This window comes from Streptomyces vilmorinianum (assembly GCF_005517195.1).
GTDB lineage: Bacteria > Actinomycetota > Actinomycetes > Streptomycetales > Streptomycetaceae > Streptomyces > Streptomyces vilmorinianum.
The window spans coordinates 731,829-743,588 of sequence record NZ_CP040244.1 but is presented as its reverse complement, the minus strand read 5'-3'; the positions used below and the strand labels follow the sequence as shown (position 1 = coordinate 743,588).

Sequence of the window (11,760 nt, the reverse complement as noted above, 5' to 3'; positions counted from 1 at the left end):
GTCCGGACGGCCCGGACGGGGTGTCCGTAAGGAGACCGTCCAGAGTCGTACTGGTGATCGAAGAGGCGCGAGGAAGGATCGGGGGAGACGCTGAGGGAGGGCGTCAAGGAAGCGTAAAAGATTAGGTAAGGTAACGAAGTGTCGGCTGCTGGAGGAACGATCCGGCCGCGCGCGAGGGGAAGGATCGGCCACTGACTGTCCATCAGCTCAACGAGCTCCTGCTCATCTGCTCGCTCGTCCTGCTCATCGCCGTCGCGGCGGTGCGGATCTCGTCCCGGAGCGGGCTCCCCAGCCTGCTGCTGTACCTCGGGATCGGGATCGCCATAGGGCAGGACGGGATCGGCGGCGTCGCCTTCGACAACGCCGAGCTGACCCAGGTGATCGGCTATGCCGCACTCGTGGTGATCCTGGCCGAGGGTGGCCTGGGCACCAAGTGGAAGGAGATCAAACCCGCGTTGCCCGCGGCGGTCGTGCTGTCGACCGTCGGCGTCGCGGTGAGCGTGGGCATCACGGCCGCGGTCGCGCACTATCTGGTGGGCCTGGAATGGCGGCAGGCGCTGATCATCGGCGCGGTCGTCTCCTCCACGGACGCCGCCGCCGTCTTCTCCGTCCTGCGCAAGGTGCCCCTGCCCGCGCGCGTGACCGGCGTTCTGGAGGCCGAGTCCGGCTTCAACGACGCCCCGGTCGTCATCCTCGTCGTCGCCTTCTCGGTGACCGGTCCCGTCGACAGCTGGTACGTCCTGGTCGGCGAGATCGCCCTGGAGCTGGCCATCGGCGCGGCCGTCGGCCTCGCGGTCGGCTTCCTCGGCGCCTTCGGGCTGCGGCGCGTGGCCCTGCCCGCCTCCGGCCTCTACCCGATCGCCGTCATGGCCATCGCGGTGGTGGCGTACGCGGCCGGCGCCATGGCGCACGGCTCCGGCTTCCTCGCCGTCTATCTGGCCTCGATGGTCCTGGGCAACGCCAAGCTGCCGCACGCGCCGGCCAACCGCGGCTTCGCCGAGGGGCTCGGCTGGATCGCCCAGATCGGCATGTTCGTCCTGCTCGGCCTGCTCGTGACCCCGCACAAGCTGATCGACGACTTCTGGGCCGCGGTGGTCATCGGCCTGGTCCTGACGGTGGTGGCCCGGCCCTTGGAGGTCTTCGTCAGCCTGATCCCGTTCCGCATCCCCTGGCAGGAACAGGTCCTGATGTCCTGGGCCGGCCTGCGCGGAGCCGTCCCCATCATTCTCGCCACCATCCCCATGGTGTCCGGGATCGAGGGCAGCGAACGGGTCTTCAACATCGTCTTCGTGCTCGTCGTGGTCTACACGCTGGTCCAGGGGCCGACCCTGCCCTGGCTGGCGAAGGCGCTGAAGCTCGGCGACTCCGCGGGCGCCGCCGACCTGGGCGTCGAGTCCGCCCCGCTGGAGCGGCTGCGCGGGCACCTGCTGTCCGTCGCCATCCCGGAGGGCTCGAAGATGCACGGCGTGGAGGTCGCGGAGCTGCGGCTGCCTGCCGGGGCCGCGGTCACCCTCGTCGTACGGGACGGCAAGAGCTTCGTACCGGGTCCGGCGACCGTACTGCGGCACGGGGACGAACTGCTCGTCGTCGCGACCGACCCGGTGCGGGACGCCGCCGAGCGGCGGCTGCGGGCCGTCGGGCAGGGCGGAAAGCTGGCCGGATGGCTGGGGACGGGCGGGGCCACCGCGGTCACCGATTCCAAGGGACACCGGCACGTTCGCCGGCCGCATCTGCCGGGCGGAAAGCGAACGTCCGGTTAATCACAGGCATGGATTCGGATGGGCGGGCGTTTTCCCAGGCGGAAAGACGCCCTTCCCTGTACCATGAAGGCACACCTGATCGAACCAACTCTGCCTGACGCAGAGCTGGCGCGACCGTATGGCGGCCGTGACGCCCTCCGCAGTGGGGCCCGGTATCTACCGCAGTTCCGCGCATGAGGACAGCTCTCGGCGGCACCCGCACCACCGTGCACGGGCGCGCTACCAGGCGGCAGAAAGGCAAGGACCGTGGAGTCCACGGTCACCGACCCGCGGCCTGACGCGTCACCCGCGACCACCGGCATGGCGCGGAAGAACCCGAAGAACCAGGCGCCCAAGAACAAGGCACCGAAGAACAGGGCGCCGGAGCGCAGGGCGCAGGCGCCGAAGCACACGGCGCCCAAGAGCGGGGCACCGAAGGGCAGGGCGCCGAAGACCGGCAAGCGAGCCGGTTACGGACAGCTCCTGCGTACCCCCGGAGCGCTGTCCTTCCTGCTGCCCGGCTTCGCCGCACGCCAGCCGTTCGCGATGCTGACGATCGGCATCGTCCTGCTCGTCCAGCACACCACCGGCTCGTACGGCAGCGCCGGCGCGGTCGCCGCCGTCACCGGCGTCTCGATGGCGCTGTTCGCCCCGCAGAGCGGCAAGCTCGCCGACCGCTTCGGCCAGCGCGCCGTCCTGGTCCCCGGCGTGCTCGTCCACTCCGTCGCCGTCTTGCTCCTCGTGGTGCTCGCCCTGGCCGGCGCCCCGATGTGGGCCCTGTTCCTCGCCGCCGTACCGGCCGGCGCCTCCGTCCCGCAGGTCGGGCCGATGGTCCGCGCCCGCTGGGCGGCCAAGCTGGAGAACTCTCCGCTGATGCCGACGGCCGCGGCCTTCGAGTCGGTCACGGACGAGTTCACGTTCGTCGTCGGCCCGGTCCTGGCCACCGCTCTGTGCACCGGCGTGCACCCGGCGGCCGGCCTGATCGCCGAGGCGGCCCTGACGCTCTTCGGCGGCCTGTTCTTCGCCGCCCAGCGCAGCACCCAGCCCGCCCATGGCCTCGTCGCCGCGGCCTCGGCCGCCGGCGAGACCCGCGTCTCCGCGCTCTCCGTGCCCGGCGTGCGCGTCCTGGCCATCGCGTTCCTGGGCATCGGCTCGGTCTTCGGCGGCATGCAGGTCTCGCTGACCGCGTTCACCGAGGAGATCGGCAACCCCGGCGCCAACGGCCTGCTCTACGGGATCTTCGCCGCGGGCAACATGCTCGCGGGCATCGCGTGCGGCGCCGTCGCCTGGAAGATCGGCCCTCGCCGGCGCCTGATCCTGGGCTACGCAGGACTGACCGTGGCGGCCTCGCTGCTGTGGTCCGCGCACTCCGTGCTGCTGCTCGGCGGCCTCGGCCTGATCGTGGGTCTGTGCATCGCTCCGGCCCTGATCACCGGCTACACCATCGTCGAGACCCTGGTCCCGGCCTCCGCCCGTACCGAGGCCTTCACCTGGCTCACGGGCGCGGTGGCGCTGGGGCAGGCGGCGGCCGTGACGGTCGCCGGACAGCTGGCCGACGAGCACGGCGCGAGCACCGGGTTCCTGGTGCCGCTCGTGGGCACCGCGCTCGCGCTGGCCACGCTGCTCACGCTGCGCTCGCGGCTGAAGCCCCGGCCGCTGGGGCGGGTCGCGGTACGTGGTATCGGTCACCGAGTGCCGGTGGCGGTGGACTGATTCCGCGGAATACGTCACTATGGATCGTCGTTAGCACTCGATGAGTGTGAGTGCCAGGAGGAAGACACGTGCCGACCTACCAGTACCAGTGCACCGAGTGCGGCGAGGGCCTCGAGGCGGTGCAGAAGTTCACGGATGACGCGCTGACCGAGTGCCCCAGCTGCAAGGGACGCCTGAAGAAGGTGTTCTCGGCGGTCGGCATCGTCTTCAAGGGCTCCGGCTTCTACCGGAACGACAGCCGCGGCTCGTCGTCCAGCAGCTCGCCCGCCTCGTCGAAGCCGTCCACGACGTCCACGACGTCCTCCGCGTCGTCGTCCTCGTCCTCGGAGTCGAAGCCCGCCGCTTCGTCGACGTCGGCGTCGAGCTCGTCGAGCTCCTCCAGCTCGGCCGCCTGACCCAGGTTCTTTCCAGGTCCTTTCCTGGTTCTTTCGAGGTTCTTACGGAAGCCCCACCGCTGTGCGCGGTGGGGCTTCCGGCGTTGTACGGGCAGCTAATCTGACCGCCATGGCGACCAACGCGTACGCGGACATCGGTGTGATCGGCGGCTCAGGGTTCTACTCCTTCCTGGAGGACGTGACGGAGGTGTCCGTGGACACCCCGTACGGCAGCCCGAGCGACAGACTCTTCCTCGGCGAGGTCGCGGGGCGGCGGGTCGCGTTCCTGCCCCGGCACGGCCGCGGCCACACCGTGCCCCCGCACAAGATCAACTACCGGGCCAACCTGTGGGCGCTGCGCTCGGTGGGCGTGCGCCAGGTGCTCGGGCCGTGCGCGGTGGGCGGGCTGCGCGAGGAGTACGGGCCCGGGACGCTCGTCGTACCGGACCAGCTCGTCGACCGTACGAAGACGCGGGTGCAGACCTACTTCGACGGGGAGCCGCTGCCGGAGGCCTGGGGCGGCGCCGTGCCGAACGTCGTGCACACCACCTTCGCCGACCCGTACTGCCCGGAGGGGCGGCGGGTGGCGCTCAAGGCGGCCCGCGGGAAGGGCTGGGATCCGGTGGACGGCGGCACGATGGTCGTCGTCGAGGGGCCGCGGTTCTCGACCCGGGCGGAGTCGCGCTGGCATGCGGCGGCCGGCTGGTCGGTGGTGGGGATGACCGGGCACCCGGAGGCGATCCTCGCCCGGGAGCTGGGGCTCTGCTACACCTCGCTCGCGCTGGTCACGGACCTGGACGCGGGCGCGGAGACGGGCGAGGGGGTCTCGCACACGGAGGTTCTGCGGGTGTTCGGCGAGAACGTCGGACGGCTGCGGGAGGTCCTCTTCGACGCGGTGGGGGCGCTGCCGGACACGGCGGACCGGGACTGTCTGTGCACGCATGCGCACGACGGATGGGACCTGGGGATCGAGCTGCCGTGAATCCCCTGGGCGGGTGAGGGAGTTGTCCACAGGGCGGGGTTGATCCACAGCCGCGAGCGGGACGGGCGCGGAGCCGGGAGGGTGAGAGCGGTTCTCCGGACGGTCCGGGGAACGGTACCCGGCTCCTGACAGGCGGTGTCCGCGATGACGACCTCTCCGACCTTCCCTGCCTCTCCTCACTCCCCGGCCTCCTCTCACTCCCCGGCCTCCTCTCACTCCCCGGCCTCCTCTCACTTCCCGGCCGCTCCTCCCCTCGATCACTCCCCCGTTCCCGGGACGTGCGGGGTTCCGCAGTTCGAACCGCTGCGGGTACGGGGCGGGCGGCAGCGCCTGCGACGGGCGCTGCGGCGCAGGCGGCGGGCACCGGCCGCGATCCTCGCGATGACCGCGGCCGCGCTGGCGGTGGCGGGCGGCGGCGAGGTCTCCGCGGACCCGCCGCCGCGCACGGCGGCGAAGGAACGGCAACGGCCGCCCGCGGTACGGCTGGTGTCGGCGCCGGTACGGATCGCGGACGCGGCGACCGTACGGCTGCTGAGGCCCGGAGACCGGGTCGATGTGATCGCCGCGCCACCCAACGCGCCTCTGGGGATGGGCGGGAACGCCGGCGGCGGTGAGGCCAGGGTGATCGCGGCGGGCGCTCGAGTGGCCGACGTTCCGCGCGCGGACGAGACTCGTCCGGACGGCGGGGCACTGGTGGTCCTGTCCGTTCCACGGTCGACGGCGACGGCTCTGGCGGGCGCGGGCATCACGTCCCGACTGGCGGTGACGCTGTGCTGATTCGCACGAACTGCCTGTCAAGTAACCGTTCCGTGTGTACGGATTGGACGGCTCTGCGCTCTTCGCGGCGTAATGGCACCGCTAACTGCACACGCGACGAAAGGCACCCGGGTGAGCCCGAAGAGGGAAAGCGTGATGGAGGGCTTCAAGGCCTTCCTCATGCGCGGCAATGTGATCGACCTGGCGGTGGCGGTCGTCATCGGCGCCGCGTTCACGAACATCGTGAACTCCGTGGTGAAGGGCATCATCAACCCGGTGGTCGGCGCCTTCGGGACCAAGAACCTGGAGAGCTACAAGACCTGCATCAAGGACCCGTGCGTGATCGTCAACGGGGAGATGGACGGCATCGAGCTCCAGTGGGGTCTGGTGCTCAGCGCCGTCCTCAGCTTCCTGATCACGGCGGCCGTCGTCTACTTCCTGATGGTGCTGCCCATGGCGAGGATCCTGGCCAAGCGGGCCGCCCACGACAAGGCGAAGGAGGGCGTCCAGGAGACCCTGGAGGTCAGCGAGCTGGAGGTCCTCAAGGAGATCCGCGACCACCTGGTCGCCCAGCGCGGCCCGAGCACGGGCGCCGGGACGGGGTCGCACCCCACCTCCTAGCCGGCGACTCGCACCGGCATCAGAGGTGGTGCGGCGGCTTCTCTTCGAGGAAGCGCGCGAGATCGGCGGCACTGTCGCTGCCGCCTCGAGGCCGCTCGCCCCACCCGCGGTCCGTATCGTCCGCGGATTGCTGGTCCAGCGGATCGTCGAAGATCAGCTTCGGCTTTGTGGTGTTCTCGGGGTTGGGCTGTGTGCCGGGCTGCTTCGCGTCTCGCGGTCCGTGGGCGGGGGCGGTGCTCATATCTCCAGGGTACGCCGGGAATTCGGCCGTGTACCCCGGTGATCAGCGGTCCTTCGGGTCGAGCAGCCACAGGCCGAGCACGACGAGGAACGACAGGACGAGGAAGCCGGCACCCCACCAGGCCGTGCCGGTGTCGCCTGCCATCCACTCGTCGACGACGATCGTCAGCCCCCACAGCTGGCCGATGACGACCGTGAGGCAGAGGGCCAGGCGCGCGTTGAGCTTCGACGAGCGCTCGGGTTCCTGTTCCGTACCGGCGCCCGGGCCGGGGCCGGTGTGGCGGATCCGGGGGTCGCCGTAGCCGCTGGTGGGCCGGAGCTGCGGATAGCGCTCATGGACCGGGCGGTTCAGGCGGGGCTGCGCACTGCCCGGGGTGTAGGCGGGCCGCGGTGGGCCCTCGGGTTCGCCCCTGGGCGCGGGCTTGGGTTCGGGCTCGGGTTCGGACTCGGGCTCGGGCTCGGGCTCGGGCTCGGGCTCGGGCTCGGGCTCGGGCTCGGGGGTGAGGTCCTGGCCGAAGTCCGGGCCGAAGTCCTGGCCGGGGGCGCGGCCGGGGGCCTCCGGGTCGCGGGGGAACGGGGTGTCGGTCATGTCCGCTCGCTCCTCTCCCCCGCGCCGCGCGCCGAGATCCCCGGGCAGCCGAGGCGCTCGGCCAGGCCCGGTCGTTCCTCGCCGAGCTGGCGGCACAGACCCTCCTGGACGCTCTCGCCGGAGCGGGTGGTGCCGACCGCCCAGACACTGCCGTCGGCCTCCTCCACCAGAAGCACCTTCGGCAGCGCCCGGGGCGGTGGGCCCGCGGTCACCTCTCCCGTACGCGCGTCGAAGACGCCCTCGTGGCAGGGGCAGTACAGCTCGCCCTCGCTGCCCCGGTCCTTGCGCCACAGCACGGCGCAGGCGAGGTGGGTGCAGACGGCCGAGTAGCCGGCGAGGGTGCCGTCCTCCAGGCGGATCGCGACCGCCCGGTCCTCCTGCTCGGGGTAGCGGAAGGCGAGGGACTCGCCGGGCGGCAGCTGGTCGGCGATCTTCTTCGGCTCGGGCGTCCCGTCCGCGTCACCCTGGCGGTGCAGGATTCCGGAGGCGACGCCGATCCCGCCGACGGCCAGGCCGCCGGAGACGGTGGCGACGATCCGCAGATAGTCGCGCCGGGTGGTGAGCGAGTCGGCGGCGATGCGGTCGCGCAGCGCCTCCTGAGCGGCGTCGGCCGCCCCAGGACCCTCGCCGGGGGGCTGTTCGGTGACGCTCATCGGAGGCCCTCCCGTCGTCCGCCGCCACCCTTGTTCGCGTTCGCTTCGCTCACGTCCACCCCGTTGATCTCGACGACGGGGAGGCCGCCGGGCACGGGCCACTGGACCTTGTCGGCGGGGACGACCATCGCCACTCCGGTGGAGACGGTCGTCGCGCCGAAGGTGAAGGAGTCGGCGACCTGGACGCCGGGGCGTTCGGTCTGGAGCTCTTCGAGGGTTCCGTAGAAGAGGGCGCCGGTGGGGCAGACCGTGGCGCACATCGGGGCGAGTCCGTAGGCGGTGCGGTCGTAGCAGAGGTTGCACTTCATCTGCAGCTTCGCCTGGAGGTCGATCTTCGGGACACCGAAGGGGCAGGCGTTGACGCAGTTGGCGCAGCCGATGCAGCGGGTGGTGTCGGCCTGCTGCACCACGCCGTCGGCGGTCACGAGGATCGCGTCGGCGGGGCAGACCTCGGCACACGGGGCGACCGGGTCCTCGCAGTGCATGCAGACCGTGGGAAGGGAGGCGACGGAGTGGCCCTCGTCGGGGTAGTCGAGGTGGATCATCGACTTGCCGCGGTGCGAGTCGCACTCGCGGCAGGCCGAGACACACGCCTGGCAGCCGATGCAGCGCCCGGGGTCGATGAAGATCGTGCGGCCCATCATGAGCGGCGTCAGCTCCTCTCCGCGGTGCCACGGCCCTGCGGGGCCGTGGGAGGCAGGGGGTCGGTGCGGGAGACCTGGGTCTCCGGGTAGGCGAGGTGCCCGGGGGCGGTCGGGGGCGCGGGGACCTCGTCGATCCGTTCGGCGGCCTCGATCCGGGCGGCGCAGACCTTGTACTCGGGGATCTTGGAGCGGGGGTCGAGGGCGTCGATGGTGAGCGCGTTGGCGGCGGTGGGGACCGGCCAGTGGTACGGCACGAAGACGGTGTCGGGGCGGATCGCCTCCGTGACAAGGGCCGGGAAGACCTCGCTGCCGCGGCGGGTGACGACGCGGACGGGGTCGCCGTTGCGGAAGCCGTGGGAGGGGTGGACCTCGACCCAGGGGCGCGGGGTCTGTTCGACGAGGGCGCCCAGGCGGCGGGTCTGGTTGCCGGAGAGGAAGTGGGCGACGGTGCGGCCGGTGGTGAGCGAGAGGGGGTACTCCTCGCTGTACGGGTCCATGGGCGGGTGCCATTCGACGACCTGCATATGGATCTTGCCGTCCGGGTGGTAGGTCCTGCCGTCCTCGAAGAGGCGGGGGGTGCCCGGGTGGTCGGTGGAGGGGCAGGGCCAGGCGATGCCGCCGGTCTCCTCCAGGCGTTCGTAGGTGATGCCGTAGTAGTCGTTGACCGTTCCGGCGGAGGCGACGCGGAGCTCCTCGAACACGGCGCGGGAGTCGGGGAAGGCGAACTTGTCGCCGGCGCCGAGCCGTTTGGCCAGTTCGCAGATGACCCAGGTGTCGGTGCGGACCCCGGCGGGCGGTTCCTGGGCCTTGTTGTGCTTGACGACCCGGGCCTCGGCGTTGGCCATCACGCCTTCGTCCTCGGCCCAGACGGTGACGGGGAAGACGACGTGCGCGTTGGTGGCGGTCTCGGACAGGAAGAAGTCGAACTGGGCGTGGAACTGGAGGGCGTCGTAACCGTCCTTGACGGTCGCGTAGTTGGGGAGGGAGACGAAGGGGTTGTTGCAGATGCCGATCAGTCCGCGGATCTCCTCGCGCTGCATCTGCCAGACCATCTCCATCATGGAGGTGCCGGCGGGCGGGAGTTCGGACTCCTCGATGCCCCAGATCTCGCAGATCTGGCGGCGGTGCTCGGGGTTCGTGATCGAGCGTCCGCCGGGCAGGAGGTCGGACTTCTGGCCGTGCTCACGGCCGCCCTGACCGTTGCCCTGGCCGGTGATGGTGCCGTAGCCGGCGCCGGGCCGGCCGATGTTCCCGGTGGCGGTGCACAGGTTGATGATCGACAGGCAGTTCTCGACGCCCTGGGAGTGGTGTTCGACGCCGCGGGCGTGCCAGGCCATGGCCCTCTCCGCGCCGGCGAACATCCGGGCGGTCTGCACGATCTGTTCCTCGGGGACTCCGCAGATCTGGGCGGAGCGGGCGGGCGGGTAGGACTCGACGGTCTCCCGCACCTCGTCCCAGCCCGTGGTGTGTGCGGCGAGATAGGTCTCGTCTGCGAGGCCTTCGGCGACGACGACATGCAGGACGGCGTTGAAGAAGGCGGAGTCGGTGCCCGGCTTGAGGGCGACATGGAGGTCGGCGGTGCGGGCGATCGCCGTCTCGCGCGGATCGACGACGATCATGCTGGCGCCGCGGTCCCGGGCTCCCCAGAGATACTGCGTCATCACGGGGAAGCACTCGCCGACGTTGGAGCCGGCGATGAGGAGGCAGTCGGTGAGGAGGATGTCGGAGAAGGGGTTGCCGGCCCGGTCGATGCCGAAGGCCAGCTTGTTGGCGCCGGCGGCGGAGACCATGCACAGGCGCCCGTTGTAGTCGACGTGCTTGGACTTCAGGGCGACCCGGGCGAACTTGCCGACGAGATAGGTCTTCTCGGAGAAGAGGCTGGCCCCGCCGAGCAGACCGAAGGAGTCGTTGCCGTACGCGGCCTGGATGCGGCGGATCTCGGAGACGGTGAAGTCCAGCGCCTCCTCCCAGCTCGCCTCGTGGAAGGGCTCGTCGCGGCTGCGGCGCATGAGCGGGGCGGTGAGCCGGTCGGGGTGGTTGACCTGCTGGTAGGCGTTGATGCCCTTGGGGCAGAGCCGCATCCGGTTGATGTCGTGGTTGCGGGGCTCGACGCCGAAGACCTTGCCGGCGCGGTCGACACGGAGATACATGCCGCACTGGACGCCGCAGAAGCAGCAGTGCGTGGGGACGAGGGTCTCGCCGTTCTGGTCGGCGTGCCAGCGGTCGGCGGGGATGCCGCCGGCGTCGCGGAAGGTGCCGGTCCCGGGCGGGGCGATGGACGGGTCGAGCGGGAGCCTCTCGTGCCGCCCCGCGTGCGCTTGCGTCACTTGAAGCCCTTCTTGACGTGGGTGAGGTAGGCGCTGCCGCGCAGGACGCGCTTGCAGCGGGGGCAGAACTCGGCCCACTCGTCGAAGTCGAGCTTCAGATCGCGCATGGTGCCCTGGAGGTTCTCCACATAGGGGGCGGTGTCGATGGATTGCCCGCAGCGACGGCAGGTGAGGGCCTCTTCGTCCTTGCGGCGGGAGGTGTACTTGAAGAGCTGCATGCCGACGGCGGCGGGCCGCTGGACGATGTGGAAGAACTTCCCGAACGGGATGTAGATGAGGGTGAAGACCACCGAGACCATGTGCAGGATCGCCAGGAACTGGTAGCCGCCGCCGTGCAGGAAGATCGACGAGAAGGTGAGCAGGAGCCCGGTCACGGAGATGACGATGAGGGCGATCAGCGGGACCAGGTCGTAGGCGAAGCGCTGGCCGGTGATGGCGCCGCGGTCCCTCATCCGGCGCCACAGGAAGTAGGAGGCGCCGGGGATGACGAGGACGGCGGCGATGTCGAGGCCGTGGAACATCAGCCAGCCGACGAAGTTCAGGGAGTCGAAGCCGAGGACCTTGAAGCCCCAGATCCGCATCTCGTACCCGGGTCCGGCGCCGGTGGACGAGGTGAAGGTGAACCAGCCCCAGGTGAGCGGGAAGGTGATCAGGGCGGCCAGGACGCAGCCCCAGAAGACCAGCTGGTGCGCCGCCCAGCGGGCGTGGGAGCGGGCGCCGAGGAACTTCTGGAAGCCGAGATAGGTGGCGATCATCTTCGGCAGCGCGGTCGGGGCCTTGCGGAAGTTGGCCACCGAGAAGAAGGCGCGCCAGCCCTGCTTGAACAGGCGGCGGGCGCCGGGGGCCGAGACCCAGACGGTGTAGCGGTAGGCGACACCGAAGGCGAGGAAGACGGTGGCGACGGCGTACGGGAGGAGCGCCGAGTCGAAGTCCCGCAGGAGCCGGCTGCCCAGGACGATCGCGACGATCAGCAGCACGGAGACGGAGGTCCCGGCGAGCGTGGCCCGACGGCGCGCGTCGGCGGGCGTCTGGACGACGGGCGCGGGGCCCAGCGGTGGCTCGGTCACCGGTTCACCGTAGGAGGGTATGGCATGGTTCAGCCTCTTTTGCGGGGGCGGATGG

Annotated in this window: 11 protein-coding genes and 1 pseudogene; 6 read left to right on the top strand and 6 right to left on the bottom strand. The window is 70.9% G+C overall.

From position 1 onward, the window contains the following. The first annotated feature begins 191 nt into the window (after positions 1–191). From FDM97_RS03655 to mscL, 6 genes are all read left to right on the top strand, one after another. Positions 192–1,760 carry a potassium/proton antiporter gene (locus FDM97_RS03655; RefSeq protein WP_254705887.1) on the top strand — a complete coding sequence of 523 codons (1,569 nt, stop codon included), beginning with the start codon at positions 192–194 and terminating at the stop codon, positions 1,758–1,760. 246 nt (positions 1,761–2,006) lie between these two features. Further along, on the top strand, positions 2,007–3,452 hold the full coding sequence (locus tag FDM97_RS03645) for an MFS transporter (RefSeq protein ID WP_254705484.1): 1,446 nt from the start codon (positions 2,007–2,009) through the stop codon (positions 3,450–3,452). A 68-nt stretch (positions 3,453–3,520) separates the two neighbouring features. Next, complete coding sequence (locus FDM97_RS03640; RefSeq protein ID WP_137988827.1) at positions 3,521–3,847, top strand: FmdB family zinc ribbon protein; 327 nt, start codon at positions 3,521–3,523, stop codon at positions 3,845–3,847. A 109-nt stretch (positions 3,848–3,956) separates the two neighbouring features. Then, positions 3,957–4,808: an S-methyl-5'-thioadenosine phosphorylase gene (locus tag FDM97_RS03635; protein WP_137988826.1), complete on the top strand. Its 852-nt coding sequence runs from the start codon at positions 3,957–3,959 to the stop codon at positions 4,806–4,808. Positions 4,809–5,189: 381 nt separating this feature from the next. Next, a complete protein-coding gene (locus FDM97_RS36975; protein WP_349775372.1) occupies positions 5,190–5,585 on the top strand; it encodes a hypothetical protein in 396 nt (131 codons plus the stop codon). Between the two features lie 135 nt (positions 5,586–5,720). Next, positions 5,721–6,185, top strand: a complete 465-nt coding sequence (mscL, locus tag FDM97_RS03625; protein ID WP_432816191.1) for a large conductance mechanosensitive channel protein MscL — start codon at positions 5,721–5,723, stop codon at positions 6,183–6,185. A 19-nt stretch (positions 6,186–6,204) separates the two neighbouring features. On the opposite strand, the gene FDM97_RS03620 is transcribed toward mscL, so the two are convergent. From FDM97_RS03620 to FDM97_RS03595, 6 genes and pseudogenes are all read right to left on the bottom strand, one after another. After that, on the bottom strand, positions 6,205–6,426 hold the full coding sequence (locus tag FDM97_RS03620; RefSeq protein ID WP_137988823.1) for a hypothetical protein: 222 nt from the start codon (positions 6,424–6,426) through the stop codon (positions 6,205–6,207). 42 nt (positions 6,427–6,468) lie between these two features. Next, a pseudogene (locus FDM97_RS36970) lies at positions 6,469–6,864 on the bottom strand (hypothetical protein); the annotation flags it as partial. A gap of 146 nt (positions 6,865–7,010) precedes the next feature. After that, the gene (locus FDM97_RS03610; RefSeq protein WP_137988822.1) at positions 7,011–7,667 is read right to left on the bottom strand and encodes a Rieske (2Fe-2S) protein; all 657 of its coding nucleotides are present in this window, start codon (positions 7,665–7,667) and stop codon (positions 7,011–7,013) included. Beyond that, entirely contained in the window at positions 7,664–8,311 is a 648-nt protein-coding gene (locus tag FDM97_RS03605) for a 4Fe-4S dicluster domain-containing protein (protein ID WP_137988821.1), read from the bottom strand. The genes FDM97_RS03610 and FDM97_RS03605 overlap by 4 nt, the downstream gene beginning before the upstream one ends. Positions 8,312–8,319: 8 nt before the next feature. Next, entirely contained in the window at positions 8,320–10,638 is a 2,319-nt protein-coding gene (locus FDM97_RS03600; RefSeq protein ID WP_137988820.1) for a molybdopterin oxidoreductase family protein, read from the bottom strand. Beyond that, positions 10,635–11,705 (bottom strand): MFS transporter, encoded by a 1,071-nt coding sequence (locus FDM97_RS03595; RefSeq protein WP_254705483.1) that lies wholly within the window; start codon positions 11,703–11,705, stop codon positions 10,635–10,637. The genes FDM97_RS03600 and FDM97_RS03595 overlap by 4 nt, the downstream gene beginning before the upstream one ends. Positions 11,706–11,760: the final 55 nt, after the last annotated feature.